10 protein-coding genes are annotated in these 17,485 nt (G+C 46.0%); all 10 read left to right on the top strand.

Annotated elements, in window-relative coordinates; all coding sequences use genetic code 11:
• Positions 1-140: 140 nt before the first annotated feature.
• Positions 141-1,817 (top strand): type 2 periplasmic-binding domain-containing protein, encoded by a 1,677-nt coding sequence (locus tag J2Z65_RS26245; RefSeq protein ID WP_167052163.1) that lies wholly within the window; start codon positions 141-143, stop codon positions 1,815-1,817.
• 71 nt (positions 1,818-1,888) lie between these two features.
• The gene (locus tag J2Z65_RS26240) at positions 1,889-2,863 is read left to right on the top strand and encodes an ABC transporter permease (protein WP_167052161.1); all 975 of its coding nucleotides are present in this window, start codon (positions 1,889-1,891) and stop codon (positions 2,861-2,863) included.
• A 13-nt stretch (positions 2,864-2,876) separates the two neighbouring features.
• The gene (locus J2Z65_RS26235) at positions 2,877-3,788 is read left to right on the top strand and encodes a carbohydrate ABC transporter permease (protein ID WP_167052159.1); all 912 of its coding nucleotides are present in this window, start codon (positions 2,877-2,879) and stop codon (positions 3,786-3,788) included.
• 127 nt (positions 3,789-3,915) lie between these two features.
• A complete protein-coding gene (locus tag J2Z65_RS26230) occupies positions 3,916-5,433 on the top strand; it encodes a response regulator transcription factor (protein ID WP_167052157.1) in 1,518 nt (505 codons plus the stop codon).
• A 25-nt stretch (positions 5,434-5,458) separates the two neighbouring features.
• Complete coding sequence (locus J2Z65_RS26225) at positions 5,459-7,282, top strand: sensor histidine kinase (RefSeq protein ID WP_167052155.1); 1,824 nt, start codon at positions 5,459-5,461, stop codon at positions 7,280-7,282.
• On the top strand, positions 7,275-8,780 hold the full coding sequence (locus J2Z65_RS26220) for a response regulator transcription factor (protein WP_167052153.1): 1,506 nt from the start codon (positions 7,275-7,277) through the stop codon (positions 8,778-8,780). Before J2Z65_RS26225 ends, J2Z65_RS26220 begins: the two co-directional genes overlap by 8 nt.
• A gap of 242 nt (positions 8,781-9,022) precedes the next feature.
• Positions 9,023-10,024: an endo-1,4-beta-xylanase gene (locus tag J2Z65_RS26215; protein ID WP_167052151.1), complete on the top strand. Its 1,002-nt coding sequence runs from the start codon at positions 9,023-9,025 to the stop codon at positions 10,022-10,024.
• Between the two features lie 186 nt (positions 10,025-10,210).
• Positions 10,211-14,410, top strand: a complete 4,200-nt coding sequence (locus tag J2Z65_RS26210; protein ID WP_167052149.1) for an endo-1,4-beta-xylanase — start codon at positions 10,211-10,213, stop codon at positions 14,408-14,410.
• 124 nt (positions 14,411-14,534) lie between these two features.
• Complete coding sequence (locus J2Z65_RS26205) at positions 14,535-15,605, top strand: alpha/beta hydrolase (protein ID WP_167052147.1); 1,071 nt, start codon at positions 14,535-14,537, stop codon at positions 15,603-15,605.
• A 972-nt stretch (positions 15,606-16,577) separates the two neighbouring features.
• Positions 16,578-17,485, top strand: a 908-nt coding sequence (locus tag J2Z65_RS26200; RefSeq protein WP_280526929.1) for a family 43 glycosylhydrolase, incomplete at its 3' end; no start/stop codon positions are given.

Here is a 17,485-nt window from a genome sequence, read left to right as displayed (position 1 = left end):
CTGTAATTCGTAGGGGTAATATCTTTACTCTGTGAATTGTAAGCGCATTCTTGATGCGTATAATAAATAATGTAAGCAAATAAATGACTGACCTATACAAACCTGCATCTTCATGGAGACAATAAGGGAGGATTAGAAAAATGGTTAAGAAAATAAAACGTCCTGTTTTAGCAACTATGGTACCTGTTCTGGCTCTAGGATTAACGCTGACAGGCTGCGCCGACTCGAAGGATGCGGTAAATAGCACCTCTTCGCCTAGCGGAAGCCAGACAACGCCTGCGGCAACGCAGAGCAATGCAATTAAGCCAGTCACATTGTCCTTGTTCATTGACAGCCCGTATCAACAGCCGACTCCTGACAACAAGATTTATAAGATGATTAAAGATAAGACAGGTGTTAGCTTGAAAATGGAGTTTCTGGTTGGTGACCTGCAGCAGAAGCTGGGCGTCATGATTGCCGGTGGCGATTATGCAGATATTATGACAGGAAACGACAAATTAATTGCAGCGGGTGCTTTTGTACCCCTCGAGGATTTGATTGACAAGTACGCTCCGAATTTGAAGAAGCACTATGCAAGCGTGTGGAATCAAATGAAGGATCCTGCCAGCGGTCACATTTATGCTCTTCCAAATTACAATGTGTTCAGCGGTCAATTTAACGAAACCGCGTATGAAGGACCAGGCTTTTATTTGCAAAAGGATGTACTGAAGGAAATGGGCTATCCATCGCCTAAAACATTGGACGAGTATTTCGATATCATTGCGAAATATAAAGCAAAGCACCCCGATATGATCGGCTTCGAGACGCTGAACTTTGATTGGAGAAACTTCCCGCTGCTTAATCCGCCAGAGCATTTAGCTGGTCACCCAAATGACGGCGGAGTTATCGTCGAGAATGAGAAAGCACAAATCTTTGCAGACAAGGACATCGCCAAGACATATTACAAGAAGCTGAATGAGATCAATGCGCAAGGCTTGATGGATAGAGAAGCTCTGGTGCAGAACTACGACCAGTACTTGGCGAAAATTGCTAGCGGACGTGTCATTGGGATGTTTGACCAACACTGGAATTTCGGAGATGGCGAACGCTCGTTGATTTCACAAAATAAAATTGGCAGTACCTACGTCGGGTTCCCGCTCTTATACCCAGGCGCCAAAGAGTACTACCGTGACCGTCCAGTTTTGAACATCAATCGCGGATACGGGATTTCAACAAAAGCCAAGGATCCTGTACAAATCATTAAATTTTTGGATTCCCTAATGACAGAGGATTGGCAGAAGACACTCCAATGGGGGATTCAAGGCGAGGATTATATGGTGAAGGATGGTAAGTTCTATCGTACCCCCGAACAACGCGCTAAAGCGGACGATAATACATGGAAGCTTGCAAATAAAGCGGAAGCGTTCTTTGCTAATTCGCCTAAAATGCAAGGGACCTATAGTGACGGGAATGCAACTGATCCAGGAACACAGCCGCAGGAATTCTATGACAGCTTGAAGCCGCAGGATCAAGAAGTATTGAAAGCGTATAACCATAAGACATGGGCTGAGTTTTTCAAAACACCAGCTGAGAATCCCGTATACTATCCAGCCTGGAGCATTGATCTGATTGATGGTTCGCCGGCTAAAGTGGCCAATACGAAGATGACCGACCTTGCTGTAAAATATTTGCCGAGAGCTATTTTGGCCAAACCGGATGACTTTGAAGGTGTATGGAAGGAGTATGTGGATCAAATTTCCAAAAGTAACTTTAAAGCCTACGAAGATCGTATCAATGATCAAATCAACTGGCGTATTAAGAACTGGAGTAGTAAATAAAGGGATAGAACATGCAGTGGAGTGGGGGAGACTCAGGTCTTCTCCGCTTTACTTCCTAGGAGGAAATGTCGATGGCCGTGACCATACTGCCCAAGAAATCAAAGGAAAAGCAAAAAATTGATCCGGAAATTGGCGTCGGTTTAAGTTGGAAGACGATAAAGAACCAGAAGCAGTTAATTATGATGTCTTTTCCCATCCTGATATATATTTTGATCTTCAATTATGTACCGATTTGGGGCTGGTTGATGGCGTTCCAAAATTATCGCCCGGCTTTAAAATTTTCCAAACAGCAGTGGGTGGGGCTGAAGAATTTTAAATTTCTGTTTCAAGATGATACGTTTTTGACGGTGCTTCGCAACACGCTTGCTATGAGTATAATCAATTTGGTTTTAGGTTTTGCAACAGCCATCCTACTAGCTCTAATGCTGAATGAGATCAAAGTTCGTTTTTGGAAGCGGTCTATCCAAACAATATCATATCTGCCTCACTTTCTGTCGTGGATTATTGCTGCGGGTATCGTAGCGACTTCGCTATCGATTGATGATGGTATCGTTAATCAACTGTTGATGAAGTTGCACATCATCAAGGAGCCTGTGATGTGGCTTAGCGAAGGGAAGTATTTTTGGGGGATTGTGGGCTTGTCTAATGTGTGGAAAGAGGTGGGATGGAATACCATCATTTACCTTGCAGCAATCACTTCGATTGATCCATCGCTGTATGAGTCTGCCGGGATCGACGGTGCAAATCGTTACCAGAAGATCCTGTACGTCACACTGCCCGGGATCAAGTCGACTTTTATTATTCTATTAATCATGAACGTGGGGCACATCCTAGATGCAGGCTTTGAGATTCAATACCTGCTCGGTAACGGGTTGATCGTCGACTGGTCGCAAACGATTGATATTTTCGTTCTTAAGTACGGTATTGCTTTAGGCAATTATTCGCTGGCAACTGCGGCAGGCATTTTCAAAACGGTTGTAAGCATAGTCCTTATTCTAATTGCAAATTCTACCGCCAAACGTCTTGGTGAAGAGCGGTTGATATAAAGGAGAGATGACGATGGGGACAACAACTGTTAGCAGAGCTCGAATTGAGCCCATTCTGTTCCATACGATTAATGGCATCTTCATGCTCCTTCTTGCTGTAGTAACGCTTTATCCTTTCCTTCATACCTTAACGATTTCATTTAATGAAGGTAATGATGCGCTTCGTGGGGGCATTTATTTATGGCCGCGCTCCTGGTCATTGCAAAATTACAAGGCGATTTTCATTTCGGGTACGATTTATCATGCGGCTTGGATTTCCGTGGCCCGTACAATTACAATAACTGTACTAGGTGTGTTTCTCACCTCTATGCTTGCCTATACACTGGCGCAGCCCCAATATATTTTTCGGAAAATAATAGGTTTAATATTTGTGTTGACGATGTATTTCAATGCGGGGCTAATTCCTAATTACTTTCTGATTAAAAGCCTGGGACTGTTGAACAACTTCTGGGTATATGTTTTCCCGGGGATGGTAAGTGCGTTTAATCTTATCGTCATTCGGACGTATATTCGTACCCTCCCATCAGGCTTGGTTGAGTCTGCGAAGATAGACGGAGCAGGTGATTTCACCATATTTGTACGAATTATTCTCCCGCTGTGCACGCCTGTACTAGCAACCATCGCCTTGTTTATTGCAGTTGGCTCTTGGAATTCCTGGTTCGATACGTTCCTGTATGCCTCTTCTGATTTGAAGTTGAGTACACTTCAGTACGAAATGATGAAGCTGCTTGGCTCTACGATGAACAGCAACAATGATCCAGGTCTTCTGGCTGGGGCAAACACGAATCAAACGAAGGCCATGGTTACGCCTGCTTCCATACGTGCGGCGATTACGATTGTGGCGGCGGTTCCGATTCTGTTCGTGTATCCTTTTCTGCAAAGGTATTTCATCGTCGGTATGAATCTTGGAAGCGTCAAAGAGTAAGACAAAGTAAGCGATGATCATAATCATTTCCCGTTTCAGCTCGGTGCTGGGACGGTTTTTGCTTTATTCAAGCTCATCTTATCCTTTATAATAGTTCATATCTACTTGCTGAAGTGAGGTGATTCCCATGTTAAGGGTCATGTTTGCCGATGACGAGCCTTACATGCTAGAGGGACTGCGATCGATGATCGATTGGAATAAACTTGGCTTTGAAGTATGCGGAGAAGCATCGGATGGTGAAGACGCATTGGCTGTTATGGCGTCAACCCTGCCTCATTTGGTGCTGACGGATGTTCGAATGCCTGTTATAGATGGATTGGAATTGATTGAACAAGCTTCCGGCCTGCATCCTGAAATGAAATTTATTATTTTGAGTGGGTATGCGGATTTCGAATATGCCAAAAGAGCGATGCGGCATGGTGTGGCCAATTATTTGATGAAACCTTTAATTGAAGATGAGCTTATAGCTGCAGTGGAAGAGATCTCGGTTACGATTCGAGAGCGTGAAGCACACAGCCAGTACGAAAGCGCTGCGTTGGACCGCTTACGATTGGAAACGATTTCAAGGCTATTGCAGGGAGAAATCAGACAGAAATGGATTGAGCAGGCGAACGCCTTAATGGATTTTCATGAACGTTCCAACTTCCGCTGCATCTTGCTAGAGCCTGACATTCAGCCTCATGTCCAATCGGACCTGATGCAGGTTATTGCAGATCGAATAAAGCTTACTCAAACGACACTGCTTCCATTTGGCGTAGGCAAAGAGCGACATGGATTCTTGCTAGTCACAGGACCCGAGGGGCGCGATCTTTCTTCTGCGATGATAACTGAGATAATTGACAGTGTCAGACATAACTGGGGCAGAGCGCTCTCCTTTTCGATTAGCGGTGAGCACAAGGGACCGCATGCGTTAAAAGAAGCATTTCGTGAGGGGCTTATGGCCGAAATGTGCAAAATCCCTTCTGGAACAGAAGGGATTTACATCTATCAAGGAGAGTGGTCAGCGGAGACGTTGCCTGCATTTGTAGGAATGACGGAATCCATCCTAGATGCCGTAGGGAGTGGGTGTCCAGAAACAGTGCGAACCCACGTACACCACTTATTCATCGCTCTTTCGAGGCAGTCTGTATCTGAATCTTGGGTGAGTGCTTATTTAGGCAACATTAAGCTTGAAATTCTTAAGATGATTGCCCAATTCGGCGGTGATCCTATGTGGGCTCCAAATTGGTTTGCTCCCACCGTTCCAATGGATATTGGCCTCTTGGAACGCAAGGTAACACAAGAAATTCTGCAAGCTGCAGAGTGGATTGTTCTGAAGAAAGGCGTAGGGCAAGATGAAGTCGTATCCGCAGCGGGAGACTATATCAAATCGCACTATAGGGAAAAGCTGCAGCTGCAGGTTGTTGCAGAGCACTTTCGGCTGAATCCTGCGTACTTGGGCCAGAGGTTCAAGAAGCAAGTTGGCCTCACCTTCAATGAATATTTGCATGTCGTACGAATTGACGAGGCCAAAAAATTACTTCGCCGTGAAGAACTGAAAATATCCGATGTCGCAGATCGTGTCGGCTACTCGGATTCCGAACAGTTCGTAACCAAGTTCAAGGCACTTACTGGTTTGTTACCCTCTGCCTACAAGAAGGGTTAACCTACGACTGACAAGGAGAGCAAATATGAGCCGGAAATGGAAACTGTTGCGTATTGTTAATGATATTCCCCTGAAGTTCAAGTTTCTGATCATTTACTTGATGTGTGTGCTGCTACCGATTTTGTGTATAAACAGCTTATTTTTCTTGCAAGATAGCAAAAATACAGAACGTAGAGAGATGGATAACTTACGGATTTCTCTAGATAGGGTCAGAAACGAAATCATGCAAATGGTGAACTCAGGTGTTGTGATTGGCAACGCTGTTTCCGCTGATCGTGTATTTAATGAGATGCTTGAATATACGTACTCGGATAATGTTGCTTATTACGAAGAATACGACAGTTACCTCCGAGACAAATTGGGGCAGTATCCGAATATTTATCCCTACATCTCTTGGATTGGCGTATACACCTCGAACCCAACGCTATCCAATGGTGGAAGCTACTTTATGCTTAAGCCCAATGATCTGAAGAGTGAATGGTATCAGAAGATGAACGAAAAGAAAGATAAGGTGACAGTGACCTCTTATTTGGATACGAATCCCATGAATCCCGAGGAGAAATTGGTATATGTCAGCATCATTCGGAAGCTGGACAATTTCCCTGACCTCATGAAATTCTCCAAATATCTGCGTATCGATATTCGGATGGATAAGCTGCTGGAGCTGTTTGATAAAGAGAGCAAATACTTGTTAATCAAGCTCGTGGATGAGGAAAATCGGCTTGTTCTTGAATCGGCAGGTGCGTTTAAGGGAAATGACCCTTTGCTCCCGACCCTGCCTGTGTCAAAGGATTCTAAGCTGACAGGCTTACCTGAGAAGAGCTTTGTCAGTCCTCTCAGTAGCGCTAGTTATGTGCTTAACTGGCGGCTGGTCGGAATTCCGGAGGGAAGTCGAATCGCGGAGGAGAGAAAGGGGGTTATCCACTTCTTTATCTGGCTGACGCTCATTAGTACGATCATTCCGACGATATTGATTTACATCATTATGCACTCTTTCAATTTCCGGGTAAGAAAGCTCTCCAAACATATGCAGTTGGTGAAAAACGAGAGGTTTGAACCCATTACGATGTATGAAGGAAAAGATGAGATCGGTAATCTTCTTCGCAGCTTTAATTTGATGACGGAAAAAATTCGTAATTTAATTAACGATGTGTACAAGCTCGAAATTCAAAAAAAAGATTTGGAGCTGGAACGCGTACAGGCCGAGCTGAATTATTTGCAAAGCCAAGTAGACCCTCATTTTCTGTTCAATACGTTAAATGCGATTCTTGTCGTATGCAAGAAGTATCGCTATGAGCATGTGATAGAAATTATTCAAAACTTGTCCCGGATTTTGAGAAGGCTGCTAAGCTGGAAGGAGGATTTGGTGACGGTAGAAGAAGAGCTAAGCTTCACTGATATGTACCTCCAGATCGAGAAGTTCAGATTTCAAGATCGGTTTCACTATGAATTGTCTGTTGACGAATCTGTTCTATCGTATCGAATCCCGAAGATGAGTATTCAATCGCTCGTTGAGAACTCTTGCAAGCATGGGCTTCAATCGGTAAAAGGGAATCGCAGAATTCGGATATCTGTAGAAAGATCAGGGATGAACATGCTCATGAAGGTCGAAGATAACGGAATCGGTATGAACAGCGCGAAACTGGATGAAATTGTTCAGAGTCTGTATAAGGGAGAAGACAACGGCAAGAACGTCGGACTTCGCAATGTGTATCGTCGTTTAAACCTGTTTTATGCGGAACGCTCTTTGTTCCAAATGGAAAGCATCCCCTTCGAGAAAACAAGTGTTACCATACAAATTCCTCTGAGTCTCATTAGGAAACAGGAGGAGATTAGCGAACATGTTTAAAGTTATTTTGGTGGACGACGAGCCTTTCGCCTTGGAAGGCATAAAGCTCATGGTCGAATGGGAAGAGCTTGGCTTTGAAATCGTAGAAATGTGCGAGAACGGCGAAGAAGCCTTAGCCTGCATTGAAGCCTGTAAGCCTGATCTCGTAGTGACGGATATTCGGATGCCGGTAATTGACGGATTAGAATTGATCGATCGGGTGCAAAAGGCAGGGAACGATCCGGTATTCATCATTTTAAGCGGCTACAATGATTTCGAATATGCACGTTCTGCCCTAAGGTATGGGGTAAAGCATTATTTGCTTAAACCGGCTTTGGATAGGGAATGGGAGGCTGTCATTCAATTAGTTATTGGTGAGCTGCAGCACCGAGAACAGCAAAGGGTACGCCAAGACCTCGTTGCCGACCGTCTAGTACCGACTCTGCTTGCTCAGATGCTTCGGGGGGAAATATCGGCAACAGACGGGAACGTAGGGGAGATACTAGATCCCTTGGCACAAGGAGATCGTGGCTGGAGGTATATTCATGTCGAATGGCTTAGCGGCTCAGAACAGGAGCTGGATGCCCGTTACTTCCTTTCGCGAAAAGCACATGCAATCGACTTGTTTGGGAATCAGGAGGGGCTTGTCATGCCGTCTGTCCCTGATATCGAGGAGTGGGCTCAACAGGTATACGAAGACCTGCGTGAGCAAGGTATCGAATGCTGCCTTTCGATAGGACCACGAGTGGACTCCCTCCGTCATATAGAAGATTCGTATGCAGGTGCTCTAGAGACATCAGTGCATCATTTCTTTCATATATCCGGTGGTCCACTTGATTACGATAAGATTAATCACAAGCAAGTCAGCTATGATCTTAATGCGGTTTCTATCGTAGATGACATTCAAAGTGCGATCGAGGCGCTTCAGGATAAGCGGGTTGAGGATCTGATTAAGCAAATGTTTGTGACACTATCTGCTAACAAAACGGCCCGGGAAGTCGTTCATTTGCTGGTCATTCGCATTGTTTTGAAAAGCGCTACCGTCATGCGGGAGATGGGCATTGACTCGGAGGCGCTGCCTCGAGTTCGCGATTTTTTGAGAAGAGAGCATCGTTCCTTGAAGGAAGTGGAGGAATCGCTGCAGGCGTATGTGCAGCAGTATATGAGCCAGTTGAAGCAGCATAAAGAGAAATTCTCCGGCCATCCCCTTCGAGTTATTGAGCGTTTTATCCAGGAGCATTATCGGGAAACGCTGACGATTAAAGAGATCGGAGAACGATTCTTCATGAACCCAGTTTACTTAGGCCAAGCGTTTATGAAGAGGAACGGCGTAGGCATCATTGAGTATATCCATGACCTGCGTATTAACGCGGCGAAGCGTATGCTATGCGAATCGGATGAGACGATTCGTCTGATTGCGGAGCAGATTGGATACGTTCACTATCATCATTTCCTCAAAGAGTTTGAGAAACGTGTGTCTAACAAGCCCGCTGTGTTTAGACAATTAAGCAAAGCCTGAAGGACGCCGAACCCAGCGAATTGGCGCTTGATCGGAAAGAATGAAAGACGTGTATTTCTTTTCTAAGAGATACACGTCTATTTGCTATGAGTTCGACTGGAAACATCGTACACAATCTTGAAGGATTTTAAGAATAGGGGGGAGAGATCTTTAATCTGTGAATGGTAAGTGTATTCAGATTCTATATCATATAACATAGAAGGCCTGTTTAAACAGGGTATGATGAGGAGGTTTGCCAATCTATGAACAACAAAGTGCCGAACTTGCACGAGGCTTATAATGGCATATTCAGAATCGGGGCTGCTGTTAGCACCAAGACCATCCGATCCGAGGGGGACTTCATCGCCCGGCATTACAACAGCATTACCGCAGAGAACCAGATGAAGTTCGAGGAGATCCATCCAGAGGAAGAGCGGTATACGTTTGAGGCGGCGGATGAAATAATGAATTTCGCTTTGCAGAACGGAATTGCCGTTCGGGGGCATACGATGGTCTGGCATAATCAAACCTCCGATTGGGTGTTTGAAGGCCCTTCTGACGGTCCTGCCGACAAAGAACTGGTTCTCTTGCGGATGCAGGAGCATATCCGTACGGTTGCCAGTCGTTATAAGGGCAAGGTTTATGCGTGGGACGTGGTTAATGAAGCAATCGAAGACAAGGCGGACCTGGTGATGCGAAGTACCAAATGGCTGGATATTCTCGGGGAGGATTATATCCGGCATGCCTTCGAGGCGGCACATGAAGCTGATCCGAATGCACTTCTGTTCTATAACGACTACAACGAGACAGAGCCGGTCAAGCGGGATAAGATTTATAACCTTGTCCGTTCCTTGAAGGAGAAGGGGGTTCCTATCCATGGAATCGGCATGCAGGGTCATTGGAACATCCATGGTCCTTCCTCGGATGAAATTCGGCAAGCGATTGAGCTTTACGCATCCCTTGATCTGCAGCTTCACATCACCGAGCTGGATATTTCCATGTTCCACTTTGAGGACAGACGGACCGATCTGACAGCGCCCACCGTGCAAATGGTAGAGCTGCAGCAGCGGCGGTACGAGGAAATCTTCGGGCTTTTTAAGGAATATCGGGATGTCATTACGTCGGTAACGTTCTGGGGAGCTGCTGACAACTATACTTGGTTGGACAACTTCCCGGTTCGCGGTCGAAAGAATTGGCCCTTTCTATTCGATGGGGATCTTCAGCCTAAGCAGGCATTTTGGCGTGTAATCGGGGAGGTAAAGTGACCGCAAACCGTCCATGACAGCTTCGGTGACAAGTCTCAAACCGTGAAAGCGGTGCGCACGCTGGCTATTCTATTCCATAATTGAGGGGGGATTATTCTTTATTTTGAGTATGTGAAGCCAATTACCTAAGTTGTAGAATGAAATTGGAATAATATTGTAAGCGATTGCAGAAAGAGGAGGATGCTTATGAGAAAAAAAATGAATGTATGGATGGCAATCGTGCTGCTGTTCGGGATGATCGCCCCCCAACTACTAGTTCCTTTGACGGCATCGGCTGCCGGCAATACGGTCGTTTTGTCCCAAAGCTTTGAAGACGACCAAACTGGCGGTTGGGTTAAGGTATCCTGGATGGGAGACGGAACCATTGCCGTAACGTCAGCAACAGCCTCCGATGGCTCCAAATCCTTGGCAATGACGAACCGTGCTGCAAGTAACAGCAGCCCGTTCCTGGATTTGACTTCGTATACGCAAGCCGGCCATACGTACGATTTGTCACTGAAGCTTAAAGTTGGAACAGGAACCGATAGTTTTCATATCGCATCTAATGTCGATGCCGCCTCGCTGACCAACAAATATCCTTGGCTGGTGGGAAATAAATCGGTTAACTCCACCGATTGGACCCCCTTTGAACTGAAGGGATACAAGCTGCCAGACGATACGAAGGGGTTCAAAATATGGGTGGAGTCGGATTCAGCTTCCACTACTATGGAGGACCTCTATATTGATGAAGTGCAGCTAACGGACGTCACGCCGGCTGCACCAACTGATTCGGGAGCAGTTGACCAAACTGGAATCCAATCTACCTTTGAGGACGGGCAAGGGAATTGGGGGCGCAGAAACGGCTCCGGTAATATAGAAATATCGACGGCCGACAATCACACCACAGGCGGCTCCAAGAGCTTGCTGACCACGGTATCAGAGCAATATGACGGACCTTTACTGAACGTCCTTGGCAAGATGTCCAAAGGCTACAAGTACAATTTGTCCGCATGGGTCAAGATGGCTCCGGGACAATCCCCTACCGTATTGCGGCTCTCTGTGCAAAGCGGCGATAGTTCGTATACGAACGTTTCGTCTAACGCAACGGTAACCCCTGATAATTGGGTACAACTGACGGGCACTTTAACACTAGCTACTACTCCAACCGTATTAAATGCATACGTGGAAACAGCTGACAAGTTAACCGATGCAAAATCTTTCTATATGGATGATTTCGATTTGTCCTATGTCGGTCAAGTATCTGGGCCGAAGCCAATTCAAACGGACATTGATCCCTTGAAGGACATCTATGCGGACAACTTCAAAGTTGGTGCTGCCGTAACGGGGGATCAGCTTACTTCCGATGTTCACACGCTTCTGGATTATCACTACAGCTCGATCGTAGCTGAGAATGCCACAAAGCCGGGTTCACTGGAACCGACAGAAGGGCAATGGAACTGGACGGAAGCAGACAGTATCGCACAATATGCCAAGGCTCACAATATGAATTTCCGGCTGCATACCCTTGCTTGGCATTCGCAGGCAGCGGAATGGATGTTTAAGGATGCCCAGGGCCAGCCGCTTGCAGCTACACCAGAGAATAAACAGTTGGTGCTTGACCGTCTGACAACTTATATCCAAACCGTGGCGCGTCACTTCAGTTCCATGGACGTGCCGATCAATGCCGTCGACGTCGTAAACGAAGTCATTGATCCTGGGCAGCCAGACGGCATGCGGAAGAGCGAGTGGTATGCTCTGACCGGCTTGGATTTCATCCGAACAGCCTTTAAGGTTGCTCGCCAAGAGCTGCCGAACGCAAAGCTGTATATCAACGATTACAGTACGCAGGATCCAGTCAAACGCGATTTCTTGTTCAACTTGGTGACGAAGCTGAAAGGCGAGGGAGTTCCGATTGACGGCGTGGGCCACCAAACACACATCAACGTAAGTGGTCCCTCTATCGATCAAATCTCCGAATCCATCCGGAAATTCGGCGAAGCCGGATTCGACAACCAGGTGACGGAGCTTGACGTTTCGGTTTATACCGACAGCAGCTCCACCAGCTATGATGATTCCATCCTTGTGAAACAAGGCTACCGTTATAAGCAATTGTTCCAAGAGCTTGTTCGTCTGGACAATGAGGGCAAAAATGCCGCCTCGAACACTCAGGCATATAATCCTGACGGATGGATCAGCAATGTTACATTATGGGGGATTGCGGACGATCATACCTGGCTTGATAACCAAGGTGCAACCCGTAAAGATGCTCCTTTCCCGTTCGACGTGCAGTATCAGGGCAAATATGCTTATTGGGGTATGATTGAGGCGGTAAAGACGCTGACGCCATCCCACCTTCCAATAACCGCACAGACAGCAAATACAGCGAAAGGTACACCGGCTAATGCTTCGGATCCGGTTTGGAACACGGTTCCTGCATTGAAAACTCAACAATTGGGTACCCTTCAGGCTGAAGTGAAAACCTTGTGGGATGAACAATATCTTTATGCCCGCGTAGCGGTCAAAGACATTACCAAAACCGCAACGGATAAAATAGAACTCTTCGTGGATGACAATGGAATCAAGAAGTATACATTCGCAAGAAATGATGCTCAAATTACTGAAGATACGGACGGTTATGTGCTGCAAGCCGTTATTCCATTGGCAGGAGGAGCCTTGGGCAAGAAAGTGAAGTTTGACGTAAGAGACACCGATATGGGGATTAATGACGGTACGGAGCATGGAAGTAACGGCGTCATCGTTTCCTGGAGTGATCCACGGAATACCCAAGATAACGACGTACTTGGTTACGGAATCTTGACTTATATCGATGCCGTAAAAGCGGCAAGCGCTTCTTACGGAACTCCTACAATCGATGGCGAAATGGACAGCAAGTGGGCGAACTCACCGGTTTATACTACTGATGTGATGGTAGAGCAGCATAACAATGCAGTCGCCAAAGCTCAACTGCGTGCAATGTGGGATGAGCATAACCTCTATGTCTATGCCGTTGTGTTAGACAGTAATTTGAGCGATGCCAACGCCAACGCATGGGAGCAGGATTCGATGGAAATTTTCGTTGACCAGAACAACGGAAAAACGGACAGCTACCAAGGTGACGACGGCCAATACCGGATCAACTTCCAGAACGTAAAGACCGTCGGAGGCCATGCAACCCCAAATAACTATACATCTGCCACCAAAATCATTGATGGAGGTTACGGCGTAGAAGCGGCTATCGCGCTGGATACGATCACCCCAAAAGCAGGAACCGTGATCGGATTCGACTTCCAGGTTAACAATGATCAGGACGGGGGAAGCCGTGACAGCGTATTTTCTTGGAACGACCCGACAGGTCAATCCTATCAGAACACCTCGAGATTCGGCGTTTTGAAGCTTGAGCAAGTGCAGACATCCGCACCATCGACCTCGCAGACTTCCTCTGTCTCGACCCCAGAACCGGAAGGGGCGGTTAAGGTGCAAACAGACACAGGCGGCAAGGTAGAGAGTAATGGGGCGGCAGTTGACTTGCCGGCAGGAGCAATAGGCAGTGACATATACGTGAGTATTAAAAAGTTGAGCGACACCTCACAGCTGAAGCCGGATCCGGATTTGAAGCTGGCTGGAGATGTGTTCGAGATCACTAAGGACGTGACGGGAACGTTCGGGAAGCCGGTCATCATCACCCTTCCGTTCGATAAGAACATGTTGGACGGCCAGCATGAGGTGGCGTTGTACTGGTATAATGAGCAAACAGGTAAATGGGTCAAACTGGACGACATTAAGGTCGACCGGGAGAAAGGCATCGTTTCCGGCAGTGTGATGCACTTCACCAAGTTTGCAGTATTGGCGGCAGAAAAGTCCGCATCTGTCGTGGTTCCGGCCTTAATCGATATTAAAGGACACTGGGCGGAAAAAGGCATCCAAGCCCTTGTGAAGGCCGGTGTGATCGACGGCTACCAAGACGGTTCATTCCGACCTGAAGCAGTTGTAACAAGAGCCGAGTTCGTATCCATGATCGTCAGAGCTTTCCACCTAACGGCAACTGGAGGCGCCGATTTTGCCGATACCGGCAGCCATTGGGCGAAGGAAGCCATTGCAACCACATCGGCGCTGGGAATCGTGGATGGCTATGAGGATGGAACCTTCGGCCCGGATAACAACATCACCCGGGAACAAATGGCCGTAATCCTTGTACGTGCCGCACATTTGGCATCTGCCAACGGCGGTTTAGACTATAAGGACAGCGACGACGTCTCCGCCTGGTCTCAAGGACCGCTTGCGGCTTTGACGGCCAAGGGTGTGCTGAATGGCTACGAAGACGGTACCCTTAGGCCGAAGGCTTTCAGCACCCGCGCAGAAGTGGCGATTATCATTATTAGGATTTTGGAAGCTCAAAAGGTACAATAACGCCAGAATGGAATAAGAAAGACTGTCCGCACGTGGATTTCATGTGCGGCAGCTTTGTTTTAGGGCTTCTGGAGCGGAATGGGTCAAACTGGAATAAATATATCCGAAGGGAGAATAATGGTCCATGAGAAGCAAGAACGTGACGGCAGTGCCTGCCGAATATTTTAAGTCAGTTAAAGAAGAGCTTCAAGGTACGGTTCAAGAGGTTTCCTATAAGGTAAGCAATTATATTCATTTGACCCGACAGCTTGTAACAGATCGGAACATTGATAGCAGTGAAGCAGGAAGAGAAACCGTTGCGGGAGATGCCATATTGAAGAAATGCAACGTTTACTTGCCTGCTGCTTATGACCCAAACGACAATGCTGTCAGATACAATGTATTGTATTTGCTTCATGGCGTAGGCGGAGATCAATATGAGTGGTTAAGCAGCAACGGTAAAGTTGACGGACGATTTATCATTTGCAATCTAATTGACAATCTCATTGCTAACGGTGATATCGATCCGTTGATCGTCGTATTTCCTAACGGAAGAAGCGCACATGACTGGACAGACACCTCCTTCAATCCCGAAGGAACCAATTTGCTGGGATTCTATTACTTTGATTATGAGCTGAGATACGATCTGATTCCATTTATAGAATTGAATTACAAAACCTTCGCAGATATAACAGACACCTCACATGAGGGAATCACATATAACCGCACTCGAAGAGCGATTGCTGGGCTTTCTATGGGTGGAATGCAAGCCCTGAATCTGATCCTCGGTGGTTACCGACATGATTCGACGCGAATCACAGGCACAGAGAGTCCCTGGAACAACCGGTTGGATAAGACTGTACTCGCACCAGGTATGATAGATTTGTTCGCTTATGTCGGAGCTTTTTCAAACGCTCCTACTTCGAGTGATGGCAAGACGCTTGGAGACAGTCTAACATCATGCGTCCACAAGGTTGATTTGCTATATCTCACCTGCGGCGATGCAGACGGAATAGCGAATGGCAGCTATATAAAATCGATAGATGAGCTTATACACCAATCGGGGGATCATCTTAATCATTTTTTTCAAATTCTGATTAAGGATGGTGTTCACGATTTCCATGTTTGGAATAACGGTGTCTACAATTTTAGTCGATTGATATTCAAAAATTACGATGATCATGTAATGTCCTATATCTTGAGGAAAACACTTTAATATTTTTGCGAGATTTGACAAGATAATATACAGGATGTATGTCCTTAATTAACAACTGCGTTCATTCTATTGGGTGAACGCGTATTTTATTTCAGAGGAAACTCGTTACCAAATCGGCTCAAGAAACAAATAGTAAGGATCGAAGGGAATGACCTTAATCCAGATCAGATCGAACATGTGAGTAAGAACTATATGATGGGCGGGGAAACGATTCAGGCTTTGGATGATATTTCCCTGGAAATCGATCATGGCGATTATGGGCCCGTCAGGCGCCGGTCTAGGTGGTTCAAATCCACCTGGTAACTTTACCTTTAAAGTGCCCTAGCCGAAGTAGATGTCTTATCCCAATGGAGATCGACAGGATATCCCATCGAACAGCAAAGCGCTCCATTTGACGAAATGCCAGCTGGTGGTTTTTTTTATTTCGCAGGATTTTTGCAAAATGCTCGAGTAAAAATTTTATATAAAAAAAAAAGAAATTCCATTTTATTTTAATAAATCGAGTCTATAATGAGACTTATAAAGCGTTTACATTTTAGGGATAACAGGGTGGGAAATATTGAATTAGAGCATCATTTGTATTTTTTGTGATACATTATGTATCTATGTAAAAATTGTGCAATTAATCTTTGATACGATTTAACCCGAAGAAGCTCTCTTTCATGGAGATTACACCCTGCAATTGGAAGCGTTTTATCCATAGGTTGTCGGTAATATATTGATTGTAAAGGCGCTCGCTTCTGGCACCGTATATACTGGTTCTCCTTGGAATACTTCTCTTGTCCGCTCATGCCTGTGAGCACTTAGATCTCTAGACTTTGACGGCGATAGATTTTGTGCAGGACGAGAAGGAGGTGAAGGATACAGACTATGGAAACGGTGAAGGTGGGGAACAACTCAACTATGTAACGAGATTCGTTGGAGTAAATGTAATTTTGAGAAATAAAAAAATTAATGGAAGAGGTCAGTTCAATGAAGAAATGGCAGAAAATGCTGGGGATGACGATGGCTTTAACTCTTGCGCTCACAGCAATCCCCGTTACGGCAAAGGTAGAGGCAGCAGCAACTTCAGTTACACCGGCACTGGCTAAAACACCTGGTAAAAACAATCCGCTATTTACACAAAAGTTTGGCGCCGATCCATTTGCCATGGTTTATAACGGCAGAGTTTATGTTTACATGACAAATGATATCTTTGAGTACAATGCTGACGGGACCGTTAAGGATAACGGATATGGTAAGATCAATAAAATTACGGTTGTTTCGTCCGACGATATGGTGAACTGGACAGACCACGGAGAAATTCCTGTAGCCGGGTCACAAGGTGCGGCAAAATGGGCGAACAACTCCTGGGCACCGGCAGCTGCACATAAAACGATAGATGGCAAGGAGAAATTCTTCCTTTATTTTGCAGACAGTGCAAACGGCATTGGCGTGCTCGAAGCGGACAGTCCGATTGGACCATTTAGAGATCCAATTGGGAAGCCACTTGTCAGTAGAAATACTCCAGGGGCTAATGATGTTACATGGCTATTCGACCCTGCGGTGCTGGTTGATGATGATGGAAGCGGTTATTTATATTTTGGCGGCGGTGTTCCGACAGGTAAGGACGCTGACCCGGGAACAGCACGCGTGGCAAAACTTGGTGCGGATATGACCAGTTTGGATCTGACTGCCAGCGGTGGAACTGTGAAACCTATCAATCCACCATTTTTGTTCGAGGATTCAGGAATCAATAAATACAACGGGAAATACTATTACTCCTATTGTACAAATTTCTCTGGTGCACATCCGTCGGATATACCTACAGGAACAATTGCCTATATGGTAAGCGACAACCCGCTGGGTCCATTTACTTATGAAAAGACCATACTGCCCAA

Source organism: Paenibacillus aceris (assembly GCF_017874035.1).
Lineage (GTDB): Bacteria > Bacillota > Bacilli > Paenibacillales > NBRC-103111 > Paenibacillus_E > Paenibacillus_E aceris.
The sequence above is the reverse complement of the archived record's forward strand: the minus strand, read 5'-3'. Positions and strand labels throughout refer to the sequence as shown.